This window comes from Priestia sp. RMT2NF4 (assembly GCF_047872835.1).
GTDB lineage: Bacteria > Bacillota > Bacilli > Bacillales > Bacillaceae_H > Priestia > Priestia zanthoxyli.
The window spans coordinates 185,587-210,142 of the sequence record NZ_JBLQZO010000006.1 but is presented as its reverse complement, the minus strand read 5'-3'; the positions used below and the strand labels follow the sequence as shown (position 1 = coordinate 210,142).

Below are 24,556 nucleotides of genomic sequence, written 5' to 3'. Positions count from 1 at the left end.
GCAAGGTGGTAAATGGGTTAAGCGCAGACTCCCATCTCTTGTCTAAGGAGATTCTCTATATGCCCGTATGGGCGCACACCAATTTCATCTAGAAAGATTGTACCTTTATCAGCGCTCTCAAACAGCCCCTTTTTGCCGCCTTTCTGCGCTCCTGTAAAGCTGGCTTCTTCGTACCCAAACAGCTCACTTTCTAGTAATGTATCGGTCATGGCACTGCAATTCACGGCAAGAAACGGTCCGTTTTTACGTGTAGAATGATTGTGGATAGCCTGAGCAAACAGCTCTTTTCCTGTACCGGTTTCTCCTTGAATCAAAATAGGATACTCAGTGGCAGCCATTTTCCGGGAAATTTCAATCGTTTTAAGCAAAGCTGGGTGTTCTCCTATAATATCTTGATAGTTATACTTAGCAGAAAATCCGTTTTTTCTAAGTTCTGACTGCGCTTTTCCTTCTATTTCAACAGCTTGATTAACACTTTTAAACGTTGCTACAGTAGTATTGCTTTTCTCAATCATCGACTTATAGATAACCATTTCGTACCCATTTATGTTAAAGTACTGACTTTTCTCATCGGACGATATAATAAACTCCACAAGGCCTTTGTTAGAAATTACGCTTTGAATCTCATGATCTATAGCATCGGAAGAAGCTAGCTGGAACAGTGATTCTAACCTTTTATTGAATAACGTAATTTTTCTATTAAAATCCACGGCAAGAATACCATCTTCTACTACGTTTACAATACTCTTTACATGAAGGTGAAGTTCTTTCATTTTCCCTTCTGCTTCTATTAGTTTTTTTTGCAGCACAATGATGTTTCGCAAATAGCGATCCCAAATAATTGAATGATTAGACTGATTAAAACCGAATGATTTTATAAGTTCAAAAATGGTCGCCATGTCAAAAAGTCTAACGCCTATATCAATTACATGCTTTACGTATGGGGGACACAAGTGAACCTCACCTGGAGAAACTGCAATTTCAACACCTTCGTAATAGGTCTTTTGCTTTTTAAAAGGGATAAACTGAACATGATTAATGCCTACTTGATAAAGAGATTCTATTAATTTAAGAGTTTCTTTATCGTCATCATTTACAATTAATACTTTTGTATGGGCAGGGATTTTCAGTAATTCATTTATATGCTTATGATGAATTGTTCTATTTCCTACAATTTCATGTGCATGCTGAACGTCTAATCTGTTCTTCATTTCATGATATATACTCTCTGATGAACAAAGAACAACATCTCCATCAATTTTTCTTGGTAATTCTTCATCAATCGCAAAGCATTCAATAAAAATATAATCGCCTAGCAACTCTTTTAATTGATTGTGTAAAATGATTCTAGTTTGCTTGCTTCCTGTTATTAAAACTAATTTCTTTTTCATCGTATGGACACCTTTCTACAGGCCTTTAACTTGACTTGCCTTCAGAGATTAGTCTTGGAATACTATACCTATCATTTTATACTTTGCTGTGCATTTCATCTAGCGGACGTTTGTCCCTTTTGTAAATAAAAATAAGTAGAAAAAAGCGCCTCCACTTTAATGGGTGGAGGCACGATATGCTAAAGTGCTAGATGCATTGAATTACTTTTTTCTCATTTAATGTCTACGTTTATTGGTTTGATATCTAAGGCTACTTTCACAATAGAGTAATCGTCTTTTTGACCGTCGGTATAAGCCCAATAGCCATTGCTTTCAGGGCTTTTTCTGAAGGTAAGCTCAAAACCTTTGCCTTGGTTAAACGCATAGCTCTTTATTTCTTTGCTCTGAGCGTTATCGATAAGATCGTAAGCTAAAAATTTCCTTAATACACCGTGCGGAGAGAAAAGACCCGTGTTTGGCCCAACCTTTTCACTGTAGTATTCATTTTTTCTAGTAGATGTTTTAGCTGGGTTTATGACGATTTCTTTTGTTGTGATATTTACTTTATCACCTGGCGTAATACAAGAGATAAGAATATTTTTGTAATCACTCGGAAATTTGTCATTTGCCTGTACCTTTGCTAAGTCAACTAGCGTAATGCCGCCTCTTCCAACAACTTCTATTTGTTTTTCTTTATTGTTTACCACCATAGCAGTATCTTCATCGATGCCGTAAGAAAGCTGATTTTTATTTCCTTTTTCATATGCTGTTGCAATAAGGCGTCCTAGTCTTGCTTTGTTGTCAAAATGCTGATCTACCAGACCGTATTGAAAAAAACCAAGGCCTTTTTCCAAATAAGCAGGACCGCCTTCTTGCTGATCCATATCATCGTACGTGTCTGTAAATCCGTATGAAAGCGCTCCGTAGCTATCTCCGCCAGCCAGCATAGTATTACTCATAATTGCCGCTCCGGCACTCGTACCGCCAAGTACTGCCCCGTTTTTATACGTATGCCATATGGCTTGTAAAACGTTTGAGTCCGAACCATTTTCATTACGCAAGGAGCCCGTAATCAAGGTTTGATCTCCTCCTACAAACCAAATGCCTGTTAGCCCTTTAACTTTTTGGGCTAGTTTATCACTGTTCATATTTGTTTTCCAAGTCAACTCATCTTCAGAAGTTCCTTTAAAGTCGTGGTTTGAAATAGGTAAAATCTCTATATTTTCTGCCTTCACTCCGTATTTAACTAAATCACTTTTAAACTGATTAGAGGAGTCGAACTTAGTACTTGCTGCAGGAACAATCCCTATTTTGGCCTGCTTTCCTCCTGCAAGAGTAATAAACTTGTCATACACGCTTGAATTACTGCTTCCAAGCGCTCCTCCTGCAATTAAAAGGTTACCTTTAATCTCGTCGTATGCAGGACTTTCAGATGAAGAAAAAGTAGGTTTTTTATACGTTAAACTAGTTTTTTTATCCGGTTGAAATTTGACGGTTTTAGGTGTAATGTCCATTCTTACATTTACAATGGAATAATCATCTTTTTGTCCATCAGTATACCGCCAGTAGCCGTTTGTGTCATTATCCTTTTGGAAAGCAATTTCGTATCCAGACCCTTTACTGTCATAAACATAGCTGTTAGCAGATTTCATTGATTTATTATCAACGAAAGAATATGATAAATAAGCCTTTAATCTTCCATACGGTGTAAAAACACCCGTAGCAGGCAGTGCGTTAAAGGAATAATATTCAAACCCCTTTGTTTCTACTTTATCTTTTGGAAATTCAAATGACTTTAAATGAAAGTTAATTTTATCTCCAGGAGATAAGTAACTGACTTTTATGTTCTCTAAGCCTGAACGCACTTTTTGCTTAGATATAAGCTTAGCTTTGCTCATATCTAATACAGCTAATCCGCTTCTTCCAACGACTTCAACCTTTTGATCTTTATTGTTAACGACCATAGCAGTATCTTCGTCTACACCGTATGCAAAGTTTTTTTCTTTGTCACGTTCAGCATTATACGCAGCTACTGCCAGTCGCCCAAGTCGTGCTCGTTCATCCATATGCTGATCAATTATGCCGTGTTGGAAAAATCCCAGCCCTTTTTGAACTGATAGAGGCTCGTATTCTTTCTTATTGTGTTGGTTTTCGTTTACATGTTTATTTTCCTTGTTTCCTATACTTTCTTTTAAAGCTCCTAGACTGTCTCCTCCTGTAATCATGACGTCACTCATAATTGCAGCTCCTGCACTTGTACCTCCGATAACTGCTCCCTTACGATATATATCCCAGATAGCTTTTAACGCTTCAGAATCGTTTCCATTATTTTCACGAAGGGAATCCACAATTTTTGTTTGGTCTCCTCCAACAAACCAAACTGCCGTTAGTCCTTTAATCGTACGGGATAACTTCTTGTCGTTCACTTGATTCTTCCAAGTCGATTCATCTTTTTGTGTGTCAGAAAAATCGTGATTGGAAACGGGAAGAATTTGAATAGAATCTGAGTTTACTCCGTATTTCACGAGGTCTTCCTTAAACTTTTCAGAAGACTGCAGCGTTGTGCTAGCAGCTGGAATAATCCCTACTTTGGCTTTTTCTTTTCCCCCAGCAAGCAAGAGAAATTTTTCATATATATCGTGATTGGATGTTCCTACACCTCCGCCGGCAATAACAAGGCTGCCTTTAATGCCCTCAGTATTTTCTTGTGCTTTTGCAAGCAGGGGTGTACTCAACGAAGAAAGTAATGTAAAGCTGATGAGACATGAAACCAGTTTCTTTTTCATTTGAAAGATCCTTTCCACGCAAATTTTAATACCCTTCTCTAATTAGCTCGTATCCTTTCCGCGATACTTTCGATAAATGATATCTAAACCCTGTTATTCAAACGTTCCTTTCACAACAGGGACACCGTCTTTTACCATTACTTTACCTTGAGCAAAAACCGTTTTAATTGTTAGCGTCTCTTTGTCTAAAAGGACTAAATCTGCATCTTTTCCGGGTTGAATATGCCCTTTATTGGACAGTTTTAATACTTTGGCAGGATTAGAAGTAATGACTTGAAGAGCTGTTTCTAACGGTACTGATTCCTCTAATACTGCATCTCGTACTTCTTGAAATAAAGAAGACACTTTTCCAACTTGAAGACCTTTATAATCTCCGTTATCATCAAAAAACGGCAGGCTCGCGTTTCCATCGGATGAAAACGTAATGCTGTCAATCGCCACTTTCTCTTCCAGCATGATGCGTAACCCTTTGCTGCACTTAACTTCGCCTTCTTCTAAAAAGTGAGGGATCGTGCTAGTCGTAAAATCTACATATCCGCCTCGCTTTGCAAATTGAATTCCTTCTTTAAACAGCTCTTCATTTCTATTAATATGTGTAGGGTGAAACTGACGAATTGGCAGGTCTGTTTTATCTGCGATTTGATTCAATAAAGATAATTTTCGTTCTCCGTCTCCTACGTGAATCTCTAATATTCCGGCTTTCCCTGATAAAATCCCTCCATTGCGGGCAGCGGAAGCCACCTTCACCAGCTCTTCAAATGTCGGTTCAGAAGAACGGTGGTCGGAAATGGCAATTTCACCTACTCCGATAATTTTATCAATTAAAATAAGATCTTCTTCAATGCTATTAGTTAACGTTTTTACTGGTATTTGATAGGAACCTGTGTGAATGAAGCAGCTGATCCCTTCTTCTTCTAACCCTCTTGCTTTGGCCAGAAGGTTTTCCATTCTTCTTGTTGTACCGTCTGTTCCAAGTACACCTACAATAGTTGTAACACCGGCAGTCGTTGCATCGGTTAACATTAGTTCAGGAGTGCGTGTTTTATATCCACCTTCTCCTCCTCCGCCAATAATATGAACATGTGAGTCAATGAAGCCTGGAGCTATAATGTGATTAGCGGCATCTACAACATCAATAGGAATGGACGTATTTACATGATCAATACAATCTTTTATAAGGATGATTTTGCTGTCTGCAAGCAATATATCTTTTTTGCCTAAGTGCTGTGGTGCATATACTTCTGCGTTTTTGATTAAGGTTAACAACTTCTATTCCTCCTACTAGTAAGCTCGACTTGCGAATAACATTTTTCCATATAATTTTAATGCTTAAAATGGCCCGTAATTGATAAAATAAGCAATCACAACGGCTATTAGACCAATCACATATTGAATAAGGACTAACGGCAACACCCATTTTGCCCACTTTGTCCATGAAATTCCCGCAATTGCTAAGCCAGCCATTAATGTTCCAGCCGTCGGGAAAATAATGTTTCCGATGCCGTCTGCAAAAGAAAAAGATAATACTGCCGTTTGTCGCGTAATATCAAGCAAATCTGCAAGAGGCGTCATGATTGGCATCGTCAGCATCGCATGACCCGTTCCAGATGCTAAAATAAGATGAATCAGCGCTTGGAAGTTGTAGATTCCGATGACGCTTAAATATCCCGGAATATGTTGAATCGCTCCAGATACTTGATGAAGCATAGGGTCTACAATATGACCTTCATTTAAAACAACAAGAACTGCGCGAGAAACTCCGATAACAAGCGCTCCTCCAACCAGTGCTGCTGCCCCGTTTGTAAACGACTTAACCGTATTTTCAACAGAGAGTCTTCCAATAATCCCAATCACAACTGTCAAAATCACAAACAGAGAAGCAATTTCAGTAATGTACCACTTATACTTAATAACGCCAAAAGCAAGAATTACATAGTTAACAAGAAATGCTGCCATAATCCATTTATGCTTTCTAGTTAACTTCGCATCAGAATTTAAAAGTTTATGTGCATTAGTTATGCTGTATTTTCCGTATGTTCCTATAGAAGGACTTCTTTTCACTTTCATCGCATATCGGTAGACAAACCATACTGAAACAGCATAAACAACTACGAATAAGATGAGACGAAAGCCCATTCCAGAAAACATAGGAAGCTCTGCTACTCCTTGTGCAACACCTACTGTAAATGGATTCATAACGGCCGTAGTAAAACCAGCCGATGCGCCAATTAAAACAATAGCAGTCCCTGTTAATGCATCGAATCCAAGAGCAAGTGCCAGCGGAATTAAAAGAGGAATATAAGCTAGCGTTTCTTCCGCCATCCCCATTAAAGAACCGCCTACCGCAAAAAATAGCATCATAACAGGAATTAATAATTTTTCTCTAGTAGCAAGCTTTTTAGCCATCGTTGTAATCAATACATCTACTGTCCCCGTAGCGCTTAGTACACCAAAGAAACCGCCGATAATTAATACAAAAAAGATAATGTCGGCTCCTTCTACCATTCCTGTATGTATCGCTTTGACCATATCAAAGAATCCAACAGGTGTAGAACCAATCCATTTAAACGACTGAGGATCTACCGTTGTTCGTCCGTCTACTTCTACACGTGCGTATTCTCCGGCTGGCAAGATATACGTTAAAATAGTAGCAATCACAAGAAAGCCTAACAATAAAGCAAAAACGTTTATTTTTCTCTCTTTTTTCCGTACCTTATTTAATGAACTCATTTCCTTTTGCGGTTCACTCATTCTTCTTCTCCCCTTCATTGTGAAATAGTAACTTTAAACAGACATCTCGTTCTTTAAAAGCAGCTTCCTTATCTGCAGCTACACATTGCTCCTTTCTCTTGTGTTCTTCACATATAGTACAAGCAATTTTCGTGCCAACGTATAACCGTTTAATTTTCTGAATTATGATATAATTAAAATGTGTTTTAGGTGTTAATTGGGTGTTTTTTAAAATTTAATAACGCCAATTAAGAAGCTAGTTGATAGAAAATCTGGAGCATGAAACCATTAGCTAGTTCTTTTTTTAAAAAGCAGCAAAACGAAAGATAAAAGAATTTAATCTATAGACATAAAAAAATACTACACTCAAATGGCTAGCTGAAAAACATGCGGATTACAAACTTACAAAAGTGGCTGCTACAGTAGAACACGCACTTTATCAAACGCTTCAAGATGAAGTGAAAACGAAAGATTTAGGCGGACATGCCTCTACATTGGAGTTTACAGAAGCTATTTTAGAGAAAATAAAATCCACGCAAAATTAACAGCAATTTATCCATTCTATAGAGGTGATCATAATGAAAAAAAGAAAGATTATTATGGACTGTGATCCAGGTCATGATGATGCTATTGCTATTATTTTGGCTGCCGCACGACCGGAATTAGATATTTTAGCGATCACAACTGTTTCGGGAAACGCAGAAATTGAAAAAACGACAGTGAACGCTTTGAAAGTGTGTGATTTAGTATTTTTACATAACGTGGTTGTCTCAAAAGGAGCAAGTGAACCATTGATTCGCACGCGTGAAAACGCTCCTAGCATACATGGTGATTCAGGGTTAGACGGCCCTGAGTTCCCTCCTCTGTCTCGCAGCTGGAGTGAAGAACACGGAGTAGATACTATTATACGAATGGTAAAAGAGTCAGAAGATCCCGTTACACTTTTACCTACAGGCCCTTTAACAAACATTGCCTTAGCTTTAATGAAAGCTCCAGAAATGAAAGAAGACATTGAAGAGATTATCCTTATGGGCGGTGGAACCTTCGGGAACTGGACACCAACGGCTGAGTTTAATATTTGGGCAGATCCAGAAGCGGCTAAAAAAGTGTTCGATAGCGGCATCCCACTCGTAGTAATGGGGTTAGATATTACGCATCAAGCCGTTGCAACAGATGACGTTATTAACCAAGTCATGAACATCGATAATAACGTAGCAAAAAAGGTCGGGGAATTATTAGCATTTTTTAAATCTGCCTATAAAGAAACCTTTGGATTTAATGGCCCTCCTGTTCACGATGTATTGACCGTTGCTTATTGTGTAGCTCCAGAACTATTTACGCTAAAAGAAGTTAATATTGTAGTAGAAACACGCGGAGAATACACGGCTGGAACAACTTCAGTTGATTTGCTTGGAGTCACTGGGAGGAAACCCAATGCTAAATTCGGTTTAACTCTTGATGTAGACGGATTTTGGAATTTAATGATTGAGGCTCTCAAAACATATTCAGCTTCGTAATGTTCATCTAGAAGATAAATTTTATAGAGGCAGCACCAGAACGTCGAGTTCACAACTTGCTGGTGCTGTCTTACGTTTATTCATACTATCTAGCTGTTTTTTTCGCTTTTTGATTGAGCATTAAAGTAATGATTGAAGCAACAATCACACCTGTAATCAAGCAGTTGGATATATCTTTATAAATTACTCCCATTACTGTCCCGCCTATAACACCTACACTAATGAGTGAAATCCGTTCTCTTTGGTTCATAATTTATCCCTCCATCTTTTTTAACAAAATATTTAATTTATGAAGAGCAAACTGCAGGTCTATTTGCTCTTCTTCATTTAATTTGGAGATATTTGTATTGAAATTACTATAAATCCCTCTCCATTTTTCTTCTTGAATATTTTTTCCTTTAGACGTTAATGAGACTAAAACTGCACGCTTATCTCGCGGATCAGGCATTTTGATTAAATATCCTTCATTTTCTAATTCACTGATAACATTCGTTAACTGTTGTTTGGCAATATTTAATCCATTACTAATTTCCTTAATATTCAAATCTCTTTTTTTCATATACATGAATTCAACTACGTGATTTTGTAAATGTGTTAATTTCACTTCATTCTTGTTTAAGTTCTTGAAGTTTTCAAATAAAACCGGTATTAAAGCGATATATTCCTTAGCCAGTTTTTCCTCCATAAGATACTCACCTTCTTTAGTAAATATATTATTACTAATTTTAAATAAAAACAATATAAATAGTTTATTTTAGTAAAAATATATTTACTAAAATCCATACACACTTCTAAAGTTATGTTATCTCGCTCTAAAAAAAAGTTTATTAATCCTATGTAAGCAGCTATTTAACGATAAAAAAAGCAAGGAAGTATACTCCCTTACTTTCTGTTTACAACTCCCGTTAAAAAATTCAAAAATACATGTACGCCTGCTTTTACAGTTATTTCTCTTACATCACGCAGCGGATCTAGACAAACGATATCCATTGCTTGAACAAGCGGATGACTCCCAGCCGTGTATACCGCTTCAAACAATTCCTCCGTTCTCATTCCCCCTGTGGTTCCTGCTGGAACTCCAGGTGCGTAAGCAATATCTAACACGTCCATATCAACGGTTAAATAGATCATGTCTACTTCTTTGCTCAGCTGTTTTAGTACTTCTTTCACCGTATGAGTTACTCCCGCTTTTCTTGCTTGCAGTAGCGTTACATAATGAACGCCTTTGCTATCCGCATATTCCTTTAACGATTTTGAGTTGTAAAACCCGTGAAGCCCAATATTCCATACATGAGTTGCATCAATTGTGTTGCTTTCAATTAAATTTCGTATGGGTGTTCCGTTAGAAGGGCCATTGTCTTCTAAGCTTCGTAAGTCAAAGTGCGTATCAAACTGTAAAATTCCTATTTTCTGTTCGGGATGTGACTCTTTCCATCCTTTTACTAACATAGCTGTAATGGAGTGGTCTCCTCCGAGCATAACAGGCAGCGCATGCGGATGACATTTCCGCATAGACATCATCGCTTCTTTTATATACTGATGAGACTTCTCTATATCTGTTACGTGCTGTTTGACGTCACCTAAATCCAACACTGACAAGGAAGTCAAATCCGTATCATACTCAATATGATACGGATTAAAGGATTTCCAGAGTTTCCTCATGGCCATTGGCGTCTCACTGGCTCCAGAAGCGCTAATGGAGGATCTTGAAAGAGGCACGCCCAAAACCGTAATATCTATCGATGTAAAGTCGACTTTGCACCCATCTTCAACTGTCTGAATCCAATCACTTACTTTTGGGTCAGAAGTACTTTGACGCTGCCAGCAAAAGGGGGGTCGATCAAGCTGTGGGTACGGATAGTTCATGTAAAACACCGCCTTCAACCACAACTTTCCCATCTTTTAATACCGTGTCTACAAGATTTACGGCATAGTTATACTGCAGCGTTTGGTAATTGGGCGCATCAAATAGCACTAAATCGGCTTTTTTACCTACTTCAATACTTCCGATTTGATCCCCTTTGCCAATGGCATGAGCCGCGTTGATCGTACAGGCTGTTAAAACTTCTGCTGGCGTCATTTTCATCGTTAAACAAGCTAAATTCATAATAAACGGCAGCGATTCCGTAGGAGAAGACCCTGGGTTTCGATCTGTAGACAAAGCAACCGGTACCCCTGCTTCGATCATTTTTCTAGCACGCGCCGGCTCTTCCATTAAAAAGAATGCAGTACCCGGCAATAGAACGGCTATAACTCCGCTTTCAGCCATTTGCTTAATTCCTTGATCCGATGCTTTTAATAAATGATCCGCAGACACAGCTCCCACTTTAGCCGCTAATTCTGCCCCGCCAAAAGACACAATTTCATCGGCGTGGATTTTAGGTTTTAGTCCGTATGCTTTTCCAGCTTGTAAAATACGCTCTGACTGTTCAACTGTAAACACACCTTCTTCACAAAATACATCACAAAACTCCGCTAGCTCTTCTTTTGCAACAATTGGTATCATTTCTTCAATAACGTGTTGAACAAACGCATCTTCATTCCCTTTGTACTCAACCGGCACCGCATGAGCTCCCATAAAGGTTGAAACAACATCTACTGGATGCTGTTCATTCAGTTGCTTCGCTACTTTTAATTGTTTGATTTCATCTTTAAGATTTAAACCGTACCCGCTTTTGGCTTCGACAGTTGTAACTCCGTACTGCAGAAATTTATTTAAACGTTTTGTAGATTGCTTGATTAGCTCCTCTTCTGTTGCTTGTCGTGTACTAACGGTTGTTTGTAAAATTCCTCCTCCCGCTTTTAAAATATCAATATACTTTGCCCCGTTTAAGCGCATTTCTAATTCTTTTTCACGACTGCCGCCAAACACAAGATGAGTGTGGGGATCAATCAACCCAGGCGTTACGATTTTTCCTTCGGCATCAATTATAGTAATAGGTTCATGGATATGCTCAAGGTATTCCTGCGCTTTGACGTCAGGTCCAACAAATACAATTCTTCCATTTTTCACGAGTACGCTGCCATTTTCAATGATTTCTAGAGCTGACATTTCTTCCGCTCGTCTAGGCTGACTTCCACCTTTAACCGTAATGACTTGTTCAGCGCATTTGATATACGTAATAGTCATACGTATCCCTCCTTTTTTATTCATGTAACGCGGGAATTTGTATCCCTTTTTCTTTTGCAGTTTGAATGGCCTTATCATAGCCGGCGTCTACATGACGAACAACACCCATGCCAGGGTCTGTTGTTAAAACACGTTCTAGACGTTTGGCGGCATCTTCCGTCCCGTCTGCTACTACAACCATTCCAGCGTGCAGAGAATACCCCATACCTACTCCTCCTCCGTGGTGAACGGATACCCAGCTTGCGCCTGCTGCCGTATTGACTAATGCATTTAAAATAGGCCAGTCTGCTACTGCATCACTGCCATCTTTCATTGCTTCAGTTTCACGATTTGGCGAAGCCACAGAACCGGCATCTAGATGATCTCTGCCAATAACGATAGGCGCTGACAGCTCTCCGTTTGCTACCATGTCATTAATAACTTTTCCAAAGCGCGCTCTTTCTCCGTAGCCTAGCCAGCAAATACGAGCCGGCAACCCTTGAAACTCAATTTTTTCTCTCGCCATTTTAATCCAGTTGCAAAGATGCGCATTATCCGAAAACTCACGTAAAATGACTTCATCTGTTTTATAAATATCTTCTGGGTTTCCTGACAAAGCGACCCACCTGAACGGTCCTTTTCCTTCACAGAACTGCGGACGGATGTACGCTGGGACAAATCCCGGGAAATCAAATGCATTCGCGACACCTTCATCGAGCGCCACTTGGCGAATATTATTGCCATAGTCAAAAGCAACCGCGCCTTTTCTTTGCATCTCTAACATGGCTTGAACGTGAATAGCCATACTTGCTTTTGATTGTTTTATATATTCATTTGGATTTGTATTCCGCAATTTTTCTCCTTCTGCTAAGCTGACTCCAATCGGCAAATATCCGTTAAGCGGATCATGTGCCGATGTTTGATCTGTCACAATATCTGGGATAAATCCTCGCTTTATCATTTCAGGCAGAATCTCGGCTGCATTTCCAACTAATCCAATGGACAGCGCTTTGCCCAATCTTTTTGCATCTTCAGCTAACGTGATTGCATCAGCTACACTTTCGACTACCGTATCGCAATACTTTGTTTCGATACGTTTTTCAATACGCGTGCGATCAACATCAATTCCAATGACAACGCCGCCTGCCATCGTAACGGCTAACGGTTGTGCACCTCCCATTCCTCCTAATCCAGCTGTTAACGTAATGGTTCCTTTCAAAGTTCCGTTAAAATGCTGGTTGGCACACTCAGCAAATGTTTCATACGTTCCTTGAACAATGCCTTGGCTTCCGATATAAATCCAGCTTCCTGCAGTCATTTGCCCGTACATCATTAACCCTTTTTTATCGAGCTCATGGAACGTCTCCCAATTCGCAAAAGCAGGAACAAGATTTGAATTTGCTAATAAAACACGCGGCGCATCACTGTGCGTTTTAAAAACCGCAACCGGCTTGCCGGACTGTATGAGAAGCGTTTCATCTTCTTCTAATTCTTTTAACGTATCTACAATACGATCGAACGCCTCCCAGTTACGGGCTGCTTTTCCGATCCCTCCGTATACGACTAACTTTTCCGGATGCTCTGCTACTTCGGAATCTAAATTGTTTAGAAGCATGCGAAGAGCGGCTTCTTGTACCCAGCCTTTTGTCGTTAGTTCTGTTCCACGAGGTGCTTTTATTCCACTTTGTTTTGTCTCCATTTCGTTTTCCTCCTCTATAAAAATGAAAAACTGTTAAACTAACTTTTTATTACAGTGCTAGTTCATAATTCGTATCTTGCACAAAAGTTTTGAAATCAGCTGCTAACGCCTCAATATCACGTGAGAAAATTCGATCTTTCATAATGGTTGGTACGGTTTTTCTAATTCTTGAATACATTTTTCTTGTTTCTGAAGCAAGTTTATCCACTCCTTGAATATCGGCTGCTTGAGCCGCACAAATTGCTTCGATTGATAGAACTCTTCTTGTATTTTGGATAATTTGATAAGCATGACGTGCAGCAGTCGTTCCCATGCTGACATGGTCTTCTTGATTCGCTGAAGATGGGATAGAATCAACACTTGATGGATGCGCTAATACTTTATTTTCGGAAACTAATGAAGCCGCAGCGTATTGAGTAATCATGAGCCCGGACTCTAGACCTGGATCTGCACTTAAAAATGCGGGCAGCCCGCTAAGCTGAGGGTTTACTATTCGTTCAATGCGCCGTTCAGAAATATTCCCAAGCTCCGCCATTGCAATTCCTAGAAAATCCATAGCAAACGCAATGGGCTGCCCGTGAAAATTCCCTCCAGAAATTACTTTGCCGCTGTCAGCAAAGATGAGCGGGTTATCAGTTGCTGAATTAATCTCAATTAACAGCTTTTCTTTTACATAATTTAAAACTTGATAAATAGCACCATGAACTTGAGGAATGCAGCGCAGTGAATAAGCATCTTGCACTCTTATTTGACCTTGAGAAGTAGTTAATTGACTGCCTTCTAAGTACGAAAGAATTCGGGCAGCTACCTGCTGTTGTTCCGGGTAAGGTCTTACTGCATGTGACTCAGGCATGAATGCTTCTACAATACCTTGCAGACCTTCTAATGTCAGTGCTGCAATTCCGTCAGCAAGATCAGCGAGCTTTTGAGCTTCAAGGTACGAAACTACTCCTACAGCCGTCATTGCCTGAGTGCCGTTGATCAAAGCTAGCCCTTCTTTTGCCTGTAATTGTATAGGTTCAAGCCCTGCTAGCTTTAAAGCATCTTCTCCTTGCATTCGCTGACCATTATATACAGCTTCTCCTTCTCCAACTAGCAGCAGCGCTAGATGTGATAACGGGGCTAAGTCACCGCTAGCTCCAAGCGAACCTTGACTCGGGATAACCGGTACTACGTTTTGGTTTAAGCAATCGATAAGAAGCTGCAAGGTTTCCAGTCGTATTCCGGAATACCCTTTAGCTAATGCGTTCGCTCGTAAAAGCAGCATGACTCTGCTTACTTCTAACGAAAATGGCTCTCCTAGTCCGCAGGCATGACTGCGAATCAGGTTAATCTGCAGATCAGCTAAGTCTGTTTTTGAAATAACCGTATCACTAAACTTTCCAAATCCCGTATTCACTCCGTAAATTACGTTGTTGTTCGTAATGCTCTCTTCAACTAACGTTCTGCTTTTTTGTATATGTTCAACTGCGTGATCGCTAATTTTCACGGAGTATCCTTGGTAAATAACTTTGTAAATTTGGTCGAACGTCAGTGAATTTCCATCAATTTGAATAAACATCATACCCGCTCCCTTGTTAAACTGTAGACTGCCTTTTCTTTTTGAACACAAAAAGGGGCTATATCAAAGAGGAAACAAGCTCCTTTTGATATAGCCCCCTATAAACTAACCTACTTACACTATGGGCTTTTATTAATAATCAGTATTTCACTTATACATACAATCGCTAAATGACTAAATCACTATACACTTTAAGCTGTACAACTTAAAGCAACTAGGGTACCTACACTAAGTATTACGCTGAATTAATCATTTGTCAATTATTATTTAAGAAAATTTTAAATAATCTGAAATAAAATCGTTATTTCTTATAGCAGCGATGATTCACGGCTGCACAATTTTATTTTTTAAACGTTATCGGACGTTCATGTCGCTTGGGTGCGGACCTTTGCGGCGGTTGCTGTTTAATCCATTAATCTCTGCCATATCATCAGCAGTAAGTTCAAAATCAAACACGTTAAAGTTTTCTTCTATTCTAGACGGTGTAACTGACTTAGGAATGACAATTGTGTTGTTCTGTAAGTGCCAGCGCAATACAACTTGAGCCGGAGTTTTGCTATGTACTTCAGCAATTTTTTGAATAACCTCGTCTTGTAACACTTCTCCTCCTTGATCAAGAGGGCTCCATGCTTCCACGAAAATATTATGTTTGGCGCAAAACTCTTTTAATTCATTTTGAGCAAGATACGGATGGCACTCAATTTGGTTTAAAACAGGCGTTACGTCACATTCATTTAACAAGCGCTCCAAATGCTCAATTTCAAAGTTGCAGACGCCAATTGCTTTTACTTTGCCATCGTGATAAAGCTTTTCTAATGCTTTATACGTCTCCACATACTCATCATATTGAGGAGTAGGCCAGTGAATCAAATATAAATCCACATAATCAAGTCCTAATCGTTCTAGGCTTTCATCAAACGCACGTAGTGCATTTTCATAGCCTTGGTCGCTGTTCCAAACTTTTGTTGTAATAAACAGCTCTTCCCGAGGAACAGAAGATTCTTTAATCGCTTGACCTACTCCTTCTTCATTTTTATAAATCATAGCTGTGTCGATAGAGGTATATCCAACTTCAATTGCTTTTGACACTGCAGCTGCTGCTTTGTTATCTTCTACTTGCCATACGCCAAATCCAAGCTGAGGCATTTTTAAGCCGTTGTTTAATGTGACAATATTCATTTTACATGTCTCCTTTTTTGTTAAAAAGTTCAAAGTTTTAATGATGGTGCCAGCCGATCAGCATAGCAACCTGGCCCATTATAATGCCGACTGGGATTCCTACAATCATGGCTCCAAATCGAAATTTAAAAGACCATGCCCGCGGTACAAGGGAAAACAAATAAATCATACTCATCGTTGCCATACATGTACTGCTAAAGAAACTGACGATAGTGTGTAAATTTGGCATTCCTTCTCCTCATTTCACTAGAACATTTGCGCCTTTTCAATTTCATCATTTATCTTTTGTTCTAATGCCTATGTTTTCGCAGCCGACATAGTTACATTCGTCAAAGGGTTCCGTAATCCTGCTTCAATCAGCTAAAAATACTTTACCTACGTAACTTTTTTAATTAAAACGAATATGTGCTTTTAACTGAGAAGTTGTGTATAATTTCCGTATATACAAAATAATAAGAATTTTTTATTTCAAAGAGAAACTGTACATCCTCTGTAAGGCAATCATACATATTTGCAAGAGTTAACGAAAGGAATGGATATAAAAATGGCGATTGAAAGAGTAAAAGCATATTTTAAACAATATGGCATGGAGAATCGAATTATTGAAATGGATGAGTCCAGTGCTACTGTAGAACTGGCAGCGCAAGCTTTAAAATGTGAGCCGCAACGGATCGCAAAAAGTCTTTCTTTTAACGCAGAAGGAACCGTTCTATTAATTGTGGCAGCAGGAGATGCGAAAATTGATAATCGAAAATATAAAGAAAAGTTCGGAACCAAAGCAAAAATGCTTGGAGCAAGTGAAGTAGAAACGCTGATTGGTCATGCCGTAGGCGGAGTATGCCCATTTGCCGTTAATGAAGGTGTTCACGTGTATCTAGATGAATCTCTGAAACGTTTTGTTACCGTTTTCCCTGCCTGTGGAAGTGGAAATAGTGCAATTGAATTAACAATACCCGAACTAGAAGAATTTTCGAAATGCTTAAAATGGGTTGATATGTGCAAAGGATGGAGTGAATAACTTAGGTAAATTAAGGTACAGATATACATAAAATAAATCAATCAGTACGCCAATAAGCTGAAACAGTTTTTTGTTTCAGCTCATTGGCGTACCTAAACGAATTTATGAAACAGCTTAACCCAACCTAGGTAAGAAACCCCTAAGAGAAATACAAAAAGAAATAGTAAAGGAATGTTCCTAGGGATAAAAAGCCAGCCGTCTAACGTATTCCACAGAAATTCACTTTTATTTGCTTTTCTCATCATTTTCACCTCAAGCAGATTTACTATTTTGTATTCAAAAATTCTTTTACATAGTTATATACAGTATCTTCAACTTATGACCTTTTTTCAAGAAAAACGTGCACGAAAAATGGACTGAATCTGAATCTTCTTAATGTATACCTGTTATGTACTCATTCATCGTCTTAGTTTCATCTGTAAAAAAGAAGAAGCCTACATGTTTAGATGCAGGCTTCTTCTCGTTGATTCAGTCTTTCCTTTGTTTGCCTAGTCAGGCCCTTTCGTTACGTATATCGGTTCATAACCAAAGTGCCTTGCGTGAGATACGGATATCTACTTTCAATTTGCGGTAATACATTTGCTGAAGTCGCTGTTAAGCCTTTCAAAACTAATCAGTCCCTTCAAACGCTAAGTATTTAACCTTTCACAACAACCATTTGCATGATAGCTGCTGTACTATATGTGTACCCCGTATTTATATAGTAAAACCTAAAAAAACAATTTTTTATTACATGTAATTTTCTAGACTTTATAGCAAAGAAAAGTTAGATAGTATAGGTGAAAGAAGCACGACAGCCATTAGCGCTCTACTGTTCAGATTCACGCATTCAAAGAAAAAATCTGAACTTGAAATTCAAAAAATTATTTAATGTATGGTTTCATCAATTTTTTGAAATGCATCTTCAAGTGAAGTATATCCGTTTGTTTCTCCTTCGTTACCTTGAAGAGTCCATTCTTGCTTTTCGACTGCTAATTTCCCGTCTTTATCTTTTAGATAAGGTCTGTTAACCATAAACACATGATCATTCTTTTTTACTGTGTAGCCAAGATAATAGTGATTACCTTCTCCTTCCTCTTCATATACGGAGACGCCTTGAAGGTTATATTTGTTTAAAATGTCATCCATATGATGAGTCAGTTCACTTACAATCGCTTCTCTTCCTACATATTCCACATTTCATACCCCTTTTCATTTCGATTTATACTTAGCATTCCCTTGAGCATATTCAATTACACTATCTTTCAAACGTTGTATGAACAAAGCAAGTCAATATAATAGTCATTCATTACATAGTAATAAAAAAGCTACCTCACTATAATGCAACGAAAAAACATTGCTAAGTGAAGTAGCTTTTTTGTTACCGAAATCTACAGAGAAACTTGATTATAGTTCAGTTAAAATAATCGGTTCACCGTTTGTTACAACAATCGTATGTTCACATTGTGCTACAAGACTATTATCAGGTGTAACAAACGTCCAACCGTCGTCTCCGCGTTCAATGATATGATCAGCCTTCATAGAGATAAACGGCTCTACAGCAATAACAAGACCTTTTTTCAAGAGGGCTTTATCCATTGGATCATAATAGTTTAAAATGTGGTTAGGAGCGTCATGCAAGCTGCGGCCAACACCATGACCCGTTAAGTTTTCAATAACAGCATATCCGTTTTGGTGTGCAAAGTTAGAAACAGCACGACCAATTTGATTTTGTTTTGAACCAGCTTTTACTTTTTTCATAGCTGCCCAAAATGCATCTACTGCAGCTTGACACAGCTTTTCTTTTTCTTCGTCTTGCCCAATAACAAATGAAATACCCGTATCCGAATAATAGCCATCAAGTACTGCGGATACATCCACATTTACTAAATCGCCATCTTTTAATACGCGGTCTCCCGGAATACCGTGAGCCACTTCTTCGTTGACACTAATGCACGTTACACCTGGGAAATTATATTCTTTTTCAGGTGCAGAAATAGCACCGTGTTCATCTAATATTTTTTTACCGATCATATCAAGCTCTTTTGTTGTCATACCTGCTTTTGCTTGTTTTTTCATTTCTTCGCGCGCAAGTGCAACGATACGTCCAATTTTGCGTAAACTTTCTAAATCCTGTTCGTTACCAATAATCATAAAAAAACACTTTCCTTCCTCGAAATATATATCCTATCCGATTTTATCATATTTTTATGAGGATTTTTCAAAAGACCTTTTAAGAACTAAAATGTACGATTAATTAGACTAGTAAGATATTTATCATATGCTAAACTTTTGGTTCTTAACCAATTAAATGCTCAAAAAAGAGGTTGAGACATACCTAAATCAAATGAATATAAAGACAGACAAATTGGATACATGAGCTGAGCCGCTTGTTACACCGCTGTTGATTTCCGTGCAAGACTCTTCGCTTTCCGCAGGCGGGCGATGAGCCTCCTCGTCGCTTGCGCTCCTGTGGGGTCTCATCCGTTCCGCTTTTCCTGCAGGAGTCTTCGCCCTGCCCTCCAATCAACAGCTAGAAGCACCTACATAGATGAAACCTGCGTTCACCACAACAAAAAAAATCCGAACGATTAATAAATTTTATTAATCGTTCGGATTTACCTTTAACTAAAATATTTTTATTTGGCTTGTTTCTACATGATAGGCCTTACACCTTCATCAACAAACTTATTTCCAGGTTTTTTAAGATCCAAATGGTCTCTTAATGTGTTTCCTTCATAGTCTAATCGAAACAAACCTCTCTCTTGTAAGATTGGTACAACAAGATTTACAAAATCATCTAAGCCAGATGGAAGCAAAGGAAACTGCAGCATAAATCCGTCCGCTGCTTTTTCCTGAAACCATCTTTCCATTTCGTCCGCAATTTGAATGGGGGTTCCTACAAAGTTATCTTTCCTTGCAGCACCGAAAAATCGCGTATAAAGATCTCCTACGGTAAGTTTTTCCCTTGCTATAATTCTTAGCATCTCATCAAACTGACTTTGAATGCCATTCACGGATGGAAACTCTATCTCTGAGGCAGGAGTGTTTAGGGCATACTTCGTAAAATCAACGTTCCCCATATACCCAGAAACGAACTTTAATCCTTCATACGGATTCACCAGCTTTTGTAAATCGCTGTATTTTTGAACCGCTTCTGCTTCTGTTTCTCCTATAATAGGGGAAATGCCGTGAAGAATATGTAAATCCGCTTCTGTTCTATTGTATTCAGAAAGCCTTGATTTAAGGGATTTATAAAAACTTTTGGCTTCTTCTATATTATCTCGGTGAGCAAATACCACTTCTGCCGTTCTTGCCGCTAAGCGCTGTCCCGGCTCTGAAGAACCGGCCTGAACGATAACTGGCTGTCCTTGAGCAGAACGAGCGATATTTAACGGCCCTTTTACAGAAAAATACTTCCCTTTATAGTTAAGCTCATGTACCTTATTAGCATCAAAAAACGCTTCGTTTTTTTTATCATATAAAAAGGCCTCATCTTCCCACGAATCCCATAACCCTTGAACAACATCAATGAATTCTTCTGCCCGTTCGTATCGGTGATCATGTTCCCAATGAGTATCACGGTTAAAGTTTAACGCCGTTTCACCTGTTGCATCTGCTGTAGTCACAACGTTCCACCCTGCCCTTCCTCCACTTACATGATCGACAGAGGCAAACTGGCGTGCTAGTGTATAAGGTTCATTGTAAGTAGTTGAAGATGTGGCAACAACGCCAATTTTCTCAGTAGCTGCTGCCATTGCTGTAATGATGACAACAGGGTCAAATCGATTTAAAATCTGAGGGTGTGACTCTGCATTTACTGCTAAACTGTCGGCAATAAACGCAATATCAAACTTTCCTCTTTCGGCGGTTTGTGCAAGTTTTTGGTAAACAGAAACGTCGATACTTGCGTTAGGCTTTGAATCAGGATGACGCCATGAAGCTACATGCATACCTGTGCCAATCAAATAAGCGGCAAGTTTCATTTTTCGTTTCTTGGCCATTTTCCCACCCCTATTTAGTCCTTATTTTGTTTCATACGTGTCTTTATACGTATTCAATTCTTTCAAACTAATAAACGTCGGAATATAATTTCCTTTGTATGTTTTTTTAATAAAGGCAGCCGTACTTTTGGATTGATACACTTTTACTAGCTTCTTTAAATACGCTTTATCCTGATCTTTTTTTCTTGCAGCGATGACATTAATATAGGGCTTCGCTGTTTTGTTTTCATGAATGAGTGCATCTTTTAAGCTTAGACCTGCTTCTACAGCTACACCGTTGTTAATAATGGAAGCCGCCGTATCTTGCATAACGCGGGGGGTGCTTGCAGAATCAACGGGAACAATCTTTAAATTTTTAGGATTGCTTTTAATTTTATCCTCTCCTCCGTTACCATCAAAGCCTTCGACCACTGTAATCAAATCTGCTTCTTGCAGCAAAACTAGTGCTCTTCCCCAGTTGGATGGGTCATTTGGAACAGCAATTTGAGCACCATTTGGAATGTATTTTAATGATTTATATTTTTCAGAATAAAGACCTAGAGGCGCAATGATCGTCGTTCCAATTGGCACAATATCGGTTCCGTTCTTTTGATTAAACAAATCTAAATAAGCAACGTGCTGAAACGCATTTACATCTATTTCTCCTTCGACTAAGGCTTGATTAGGATCGTAAGCTGAAGAAAAATTCACAAGTTCTATATCCAGCCCTTGTTTTTTTGCTTTCTCTTTTATAAATTCCCACGTCCGAAGTTCAGAGCTTCGAATGCCTACTTTAATTTTAGCTTCTTTACTATTGGCACTGGATGAGGAATTAGAACATCCTGTTATGGCGAGGATGAACAACAGCAGAAGCAGAAATATCGGTTTTTTCATTTATAACTCCCCTTTTAAAAAGCTTGCTTCTAATACGTTCTTACACTCTTCTAATCTTGCGTTCTATAACGTTTCCTAAAGATTGAATACCTTGAACAATAATAATAAGAAGCACAACGGTGACTACAATCGTAATCGTGCTGAAACGCTGATAACCATAAGTAATAGCTAAATCGCCAAGCCCTCCGCCTCCGATAGCACCGGCCATTGCTGTTGCTCCAATTAACCCAATTGTGACAGTTGTTAAGCTTAAAATAAGAGAGGGAAAAGCCTCTGGAATTAAAAAACGGAATATAATTTGAGCTTTAGAAGCACCCATCGCTTGCGCTGCTTCAATAATACCTTCGTTTACTTCAAGCAAAGAATTTTCAACGAGTCTAGCCATATAAGGTCCAATATGTAAAACTAGCGGAACAATAGCCGCCGTTGTACCGATAGTCGTGCCGACGACGAATCTTGTAAACGGGATGATTGCTACAAGTAAAATAATGAACGGGATTGAACGAAAAATATTTACGATGGGATTTAAAATTGAAAAAATAACTCGATTTTCAAGAATATGACCCTTGCGTGTTACAACAAGTAAAATCCCTAAAGGAATTCCAATTAAAGCCCCGAAAAGCAGGGAAGCACTAACCATGTACAGTGTTTCCTACAAAGCCGCTAGTATCAATTCTTGGCTTACTTCTAACATTTGCAACCACCTCTTCCATTTTTATATTTTGCTGCAGTGCATATAGTTCAGCTCTGTCTATTTCTTCTTGCGTGCCAATTAATTCAATAATTAAATGCCCAAATGGAATGCCCTGTAACTCCGTAATGTTTCCAAGTAAAATGTTCACCTGTACATTAAAGCGCTTTGATAAGGTGGAAATCACAGATTGACCGGAATTGCTGCCGAGAAAGTTAATCTTAAAAATCTTCTGATTTGAATTCGTAGTTTGTACTAATTCATACACGTTTTGCGGAATATCATCTCGAACAACGGACTGAACAAAGTTTCTAGCAATTTCAGTACGTGGATTCGAAAAAATATCAAATACATTTCCTGTTTCGATAATTTCCCCGTCCTTCATCACAGCGACACGATTACAAATTTGCTTAATGACTTCCATTTCGTGTGTGATTATTACGATCGTAATTTGATATTCTTCATTAACTTTTTTCAGCAATTTCAAAATAGATTCTGTTGTATGCGGATCTAATGCCGAAGTTGCTTCATCACATAATAAAATAGAAGGGTTTGTGGCTAATGCACGCGCAATGCCCACTCTCTGTTTTTGACCTCCTGACAGATGGTCGGGATATGCACCCGCTTTGTCTTGCAAACCTACAAAATGAAGCAGCTCTTCTACACGTACCTTTATGTCTTTTTTTGGTTTTCCACTTAATATAAGCGGCATTGCTATATTTTCAAAAACCGTTTTTGAATTTAATAGATTAAAGTGTTGAAAGATCATGCCGATTCTTTTTTTGTTTTTTCTTAGCTCTATTTCAGACAACGTTGCTAAGTTTTCTCCATCTACGATCACTTCACCTGACGTCGGGTACTCCAGTAGATTAATCGTTCGAAGCAATGTGCTCTTCCCCGCCCCGCTTAATCCAATCACTCCAAATATGTCTCCTTTTTGTATCGTTAAGTCAATGTCTTTTAGAGCTTCAACTTTCTTTGAGCCACTCTCGAATACTTTTGAAACACGTTGAAACTTTATCAAAAGAAACCCTCCTTTTCTTTCAAACTGTGATTCCCATTTCTTTTTTATTTATATACTTAGAAAGCTGGAACGACTGCTCCATCGTATTTGTCGTTAATAAATTTTTTAACCTTATCGGTAGTAAGTGCTTTTGCTAAACGCTGAATATTTTTATCATCTTTTTTCTCTTTCGTAGTCACTAAAATATTCACATAAGGAGACTCTTTCTTTTCAATAATTAACGCATCTTTAGTTGGTTTGAACCCGCCTTCAAGAGCGTAATTCGTATTGATAGCTGAAGCTTCTACATCATCAAGAGAGCGGACAAGAAGCGGACCATCTACTGCCACAAAATCTAGCTTCTTTTTATTCCTTGAAATATCTTCAACCGTATAAGAGCTGCCGTCAGGTTTCTTGTTTAATTCAATGATTCCATTAGCCTCGAAAAGCTCTAGTGCACGTGAAAAATTCACCGGATCGTTAGGAACAGCAACCTTTGCTCCTTTGGATAAATCGCCAATTGATTTTATTTTTTTAGAATACACGCCAAACGGTTCAATATGAACGTTTGTCACGCTGACAAGATTTAATCCACTGTCTTTATTCGTTTGCTCTAAGTATGGCGTATGCTGAAAATAGTTGGCATCTAATTCTCCATTTGCTGTTTGTTCATTTGTCTGTATGCCGTCTTTAATATTTACAATGTCCAACTTTATACCTTCTTTTTTCAAATCAGGTTCCACATACTTTAAAATTTCGGCATGCGGCGTGGAAGCTGCTCCCACTTTAAGAACTACATCTTCTTTCTTGTCACTATTTTGGCCAGATGCTTTTTCTTTATTTCCACACCCTCCCACAACAGTAATCACTGCTAATAATGCAAAAAGCCATAAAAATTTCTTCATTTTTCTCTCTACCTCCACCATTTGTGATGTATTAAACATATAGTGTTAATCTTCTGCCACTAAAAAAGACAAAAACTCTGAGGGAGTCCTCGTCATTTTTGTCTCCATTCGTCTGGTCGACTGTTCTATTTC

22 protein-coding genes and 1 pseudogene are annotated in these 24,556 nt (G+C 38.6%); 3 read left to right on the top strand and 20 right to left on the bottom strand.

All coding sequences use genetic code 11. From position 1 onward, the window contains the following. Positions 1-17 precede the first annotated feature (17 nt). The 4 genes from ACMX9J_RS22395 to ACMX9J_RS22380 all read right to left on the bottom strand — a co-directional run bounded on the left by ACMX9J_RS22395 (position 18) and on the right by ACMX9J_RS22380 (position 6,907). Positions 18-1,391, bottom strand: a complete 1,374-nt coding sequence (locus ACMX9J_RS22395) for a sigma 54-interacting transcriptional regulator (RefSeq protein WP_416226188.1) — start codon at positions 1,389-1,391, stop codon at positions 18-20. A gap of 212 nt (positions 1,392-1,603) precedes the next feature. Next, a complete protein-coding gene (locus tag ACMX9J_RS22390; RefSeq protein WP_367032741.1) occupies positions 1,604-4,156 on the bottom strand; it encodes a cyanophycinase in 2,553 nt (850 codons plus the stop codon). A gap of 93 nt (positions 4,157-4,249) precedes the next feature. Continuing rightward, positions 4,250-5,422 carry a beta-aspartyl-peptidase gene (gene iadA, locus ACMX9J_RS22385; protein ID WP_028413918.1) on the bottom strand — a complete coding sequence of 391 codons (1,173 nt, stop codon included), beginning with the start codon at positions 5,420-5,422 and terminating at the stop codon, positions 4,250-4,252. A 63-nt stretch (positions 5,423-5,485) separates the two neighbouring features. Continuing rightward, positions 5,486-6,907, bottom strand: coding sequence for a YfcC family protein (locus ACMX9J_RS22380; RefSeq protein ID WP_028413919.1), 1,422 nt, complete (start codon positions 6,905-6,907; stop codon positions 5,486-5,488). 389 nt (positions 6,908-7,296) lie between these two features. Between ACMX9J_RS22380 and ACMX9J_RS22375 the strand changes: the two genes are divergently transcribed. Both ACMX9J_RS22375 and ACMX9J_RS22370 read left to right on the top strand, forming a co-directional pair. After that, complete coding sequence (locus tag ACMX9J_RS22375) at positions 7,297-7,431, top strand: hypothetical protein (RefSeq protein WP_255219827.1); 135 nt, start codon at positions 7,297-7,299, stop codon at positions 7,429-7,431. Positions 7,432-7,464: 33 nt separating this feature from the next. Next, positions 7,465-8,403 (top strand): nucleoside hydrolase, encoded by a 939-nt coding sequence (locus ACMX9J_RS22370; RefSeq protein ID WP_028413920.1) that lies wholly within the window; start codon positions 7,465-7,467, stop codon positions 8,401-8,403. Between the two features lie 85 nt (positions 8,404-8,488). Here ACMX9J_RS22370 and ACMX9J_RS22365 read toward each other — a convergent pair whose 3' ends face one another. The 8 genes from ACMX9J_RS22365 to ACMX9J_RS22330 all read right to left on the bottom strand — a co-directional run bounded on the left by ACMX9J_RS22365 (position 8,489) and on the right by ACMX9J_RS22330 (position 16,180). Further along, entirely contained in the window at positions 8,489-8,653 is a 165-nt protein-coding gene (locus ACMX9J_RS22365; RefSeq protein ID WP_165573357.1) for a hypothetical protein, read from the bottom strand. A gap of 3 nt (positions 8,654-8,656) precedes the next feature. Beyond that, on the bottom strand, positions 8,657-9,088 hold the full coding sequence (locus ACMX9J_RS22360) for a MarR family winged helix-turn-helix transcriptional regulator (RefSeq protein ID WP_033578526.1): 432 nt from the start codon (positions 9,086-9,088) through the stop codon (positions 8,657-8,659). Between the two features lie 197 nt (positions 9,089-9,285). Then, positions 9,286-10,269 carry a formimidoylglutamase gene (hutG, locus tag ACMX9J_RS22355; RefSeq protein WP_033578525.1) on the bottom strand — a complete coding sequence of 328 codons (984 nt, stop codon included), beginning with the start codon at positions 10,267-10,269 and terminating at the stop codon, positions 9,286-9,288. Continuing rightward, the gene (hutI, locus tag ACMX9J_RS22350; protein ID WP_416226187.1) at positions 10,244-11,533 is read right to left on the bottom strand and encodes an imidazolonepropionase; all 1,290 of its coding nucleotides are present in this window, start codon (positions 11,531-11,533) and stop codon (positions 10,244-10,246) included. Before hutI ends, hutG begins: the two co-directional genes overlap by 26 nt. A gap of 16 nt (positions 11,534-11,549) precedes the next feature. Beyond that, entirely contained in the window at positions 11,550-13,211 is a 1,662-nt protein-coding gene (gene hutU, locus ACMX9J_RS22345) for a urocanate hydratase (RefSeq protein ID WP_416226186.1), read from the bottom strand. A 49-nt stretch (positions 13,212-13,260) separates the two neighbouring features. Beyond that, on the bottom strand, positions 13,261-14,772 hold the full coding sequence (gene hutH / locus ACMX9J_RS22340; RefSeq protein ID WP_033578522.1) for a histidine ammonia-lyase: 1,512 nt from the start codon (positions 14,770-14,772) through the stop codon (positions 13,261-13,263). A 354-nt stretch (positions 14,773-15,126) separates the two neighbouring features. Further along, entirely contained in the window at positions 15,127-15,951 is an 825-nt protein-coding gene (locus tag ACMX9J_RS22335; protein WP_028413925.1) for an aldo/keto reductase, read from the bottom strand. Between the two features lie 37 nt (positions 15,952-15,988). Next, positions 15,989-16,180, bottom strand: coding sequence for a hypothetical protein (locus tag ACMX9J_RS22330; protein WP_033578521.1), 192 nt, complete (start codon positions 16,178-16,180; stop codon positions 15,989-15,991). Between the two features lie 315 nt (positions 16,181-16,495). On the opposite strand from ACMX9J_RS22330, the gene ACMX9J_RS22325 reads away from it, so the two are divergent. After that, entirely contained in the window at positions 16,496-16,969 is a 474-nt protein-coding gene (locus ACMX9J_RS22325; protein ID WP_416226185.1) for a YbaK/EbsC family protein, read from the top strand. An 867-nt stretch (positions 16,970-17,836) separates the two neighbouring features. On the opposite strand, the gene ACMX9J_RS22320 is transcribed toward ACMX9J_RS22325, so the two are convergent. The 8 genes and pseudogenes from ACMX9J_RS22320 to ACMX9J_RS22285 all read right to left on the bottom strand — a co-directional run bounded on the left by ACMX9J_RS22320 (position 17,837) and on the right by ACMX9J_RS22285 (position 24,424). After that, positions 17,837-18,145, bottom strand: coding sequence for a DUF5634 family protein (locus ACMX9J_RS22320; RefSeq protein WP_028413927.1), 309 nt, complete (start codon positions 18,143-18,145; stop codon positions 17,837-17,839). 210 nt (positions 18,146-18,355) lie between these two features. After that, positions 18,356-19,102: a type I methionyl aminopeptidase gene (gene map, locus ACMX9J_RS22315; protein WP_014460782.1), complete on the bottom strand. Its 747-nt coding sequence runs from the start codon at positions 19,100-19,102 to the stop codon at positions 18,356-18,358. A gap of 161 nt (positions 19,103-19,263) precedes the next feature. Continuing rightward, positions 19,264-19,478, bottom strand: a pseudogene (locus tag ACMX9J_RS22310) (hypothetical protein). A gap of 124 nt (positions 19,479-19,602) precedes the next feature. Then, complete coding sequence (locus tag ACMX9J_RS22305) at positions 19,603-20,952, bottom strand: LLM class flavin-dependent oxidoreductase (RefSeq protein WP_416226184.1); 1,350 nt, start codon at positions 20,950-20,952, stop codon at positions 19,603-19,605. A gap of 21 nt (positions 20,953-20,973) precedes the next feature. Then, complete coding sequence (locus ACMX9J_RS22300) at positions 20,974-21,825, bottom strand: MetQ/NlpA family ABC transporter substrate-binding protein (RefSeq protein ID WP_416226183.1); 852 nt, start codon at positions 21,823-21,825, stop codon at positions 20,974-20,976. 40 nt (positions 21,826-21,865) lie between these two features. After that, positions 21,866-22,465: a methionine ABC transporter permease gene (locus ACMX9J_RS22295; protein WP_416226182.1), complete on the bottom strand. Its 600-nt coding sequence runs from the start codon at positions 22,463-22,465 to the stop codon at positions 21,866-21,868. Then, entirely contained in the window at positions 22,458-23,540 is a 1,083-nt protein-coding gene (locus ACMX9J_RS22290; protein ID WP_034266703.1) for a methionine ABC transporter ATP-binding protein, read from the bottom strand. The genes ACMX9J_RS22295 and ACMX9J_RS22290 overlap by 8 nt, the downstream gene beginning before the upstream one ends. A gap of 56 nt (positions 23,541-23,596) precedes the next feature. Further along, positions 23,597-24,424 (bottom strand): MetQ/NlpA family ABC transporter substrate-binding protein, encoded by an 828-nt coding sequence (locus ACMX9J_RS22285; RefSeq protein ID WP_034266700.1) that lies wholly within the window; start codon positions 24,422-24,424, stop codon positions 23,597-23,599. Positions 24,425-24,556 lie beyond the last annotated feature (132 nt).

Bases quoted from the DNA above. Each gene is read 5' to 3' on its own strand.
- ACMX9J_RS22380 (WP_028413919.1), bottom strand. From the start codon at position 6,907: ATGAGTGAACCGCAAAAGGAAATGAGTTCATTAAATAAGGTACGGAAA.
- ACMX9J_RS22360 (WP_033578526.1), bottom strand. From the start codon at position 9,088: ATGGAGGAAAAACTGGCTAAGGAATATATCGCTTTAATACCGGTTTTA.
- map (WP_014460782.1), bottom strand. From the start codon at position 19,102: ATGATTATTGGTAACGAACAGGATTTAGAAAGTTTACGCAAAATTGGA.
- ACMX9J_RS22365 (WP_165573357.1), bottom strand. From the start codon at position 8,653: ATGAACCAAAGAGAACGGATTTCACTCATTAGTGTAGGTGTTATAGGC.
- ACMX9J_RS22295 (WP_416226182.1), bottom strand. From the start codon at position 22,465: ATGGTTAGTGCTTCCCTGCTTTTCGGGGCTTTAATTGGAATTCCTTTA.
- ACMX9J_RS22325 (WP_416226185.1), top strand. From the start codon at position 16,496: ATGGCGATTGAAAGAGTAAAAGCATATTTTAAACAATATGGCATGGAG.
- ACMX9J_RS22370 (WP_028413920.1), top strand. From the start codon at position 7,465: ATGAAAAAAAGAAAGATTATTATGGACTGTGATCCAGGTCATGATGAT.
- ACMX9J_RS22335 (WP_028413925.1), bottom strand. From the start codon at position 15,951: ATGAATATTGTCACATTAAACAACGGCTTAAAAATGCCTCAGCTTGGA.
- ACMX9J_RS22330 (WP_033578521.1), bottom strand. From the start codon at position 16,180: ATGCCAAATTTACACACTATCGTCAGTTTCTTTAGCAGTACATGTATG.
- hutI (WP_416226187.1), bottom strand. From the start codon at position 11,533: ATGACTATTACGTATATCAAATGCGCTGAACAAGTCATTACGGTTAAA.
- hutU (WP_416226186.1), bottom strand. From the start codon at position 13,211: ATGGAGACAAAACAAAGTGGAATAAAAGCACCTCGTGGAACAGAACTA.
- ACMX9J_RS22285 (WP_034266700.1), bottom strand. From the start codon at position 24,424: ATGAAGAAATTTTTATGGCTTTTTGCATTATTAGCAGTGATTACTGTT.
- hutH (WP_033578522.1), bottom strand. From the start codon at position 14,772: ATGTTTATTCAAATTGATGGAAATTCACTGACGTTCGACCAAATTTAC.
- ACMX9J_RS22395 (WP_416226188.1), bottom strand. From the start codon at position 1,391: ATGAAAAAGAAATTAGTTTTAATAACAGGAAGCAAGCAAACTAGAATC.
- ACMX9J_RS22305 (WP_416226184.1), bottom strand. From the start codon at position 20,952: ATGGCCAAGAAACGAAAAATGAAACTTGCCGCTTATTTGATTGGCACA.
- hutG (WP_033578525.1), bottom strand. From the start codon at position 10,269: ATGAACTATCCGTACCCACAGCTTGATCGACCCCCCTTTTGCTGGCAG.
- ACMX9J_RS22300 (WP_416226183.1), bottom strand. From the start codon at position 21,825: ATGAAAAAACCGATATTTCTGCTTCTGCTGTTGTTCATCCTCGCCATA.
- ACMX9J_RS22390 (WP_367032741.1), bottom strand. From the start codon at position 4,156: ATGAAAAAGAAACTGGTTTCATGTCTCATCAGCTTTACATTACTTTCT.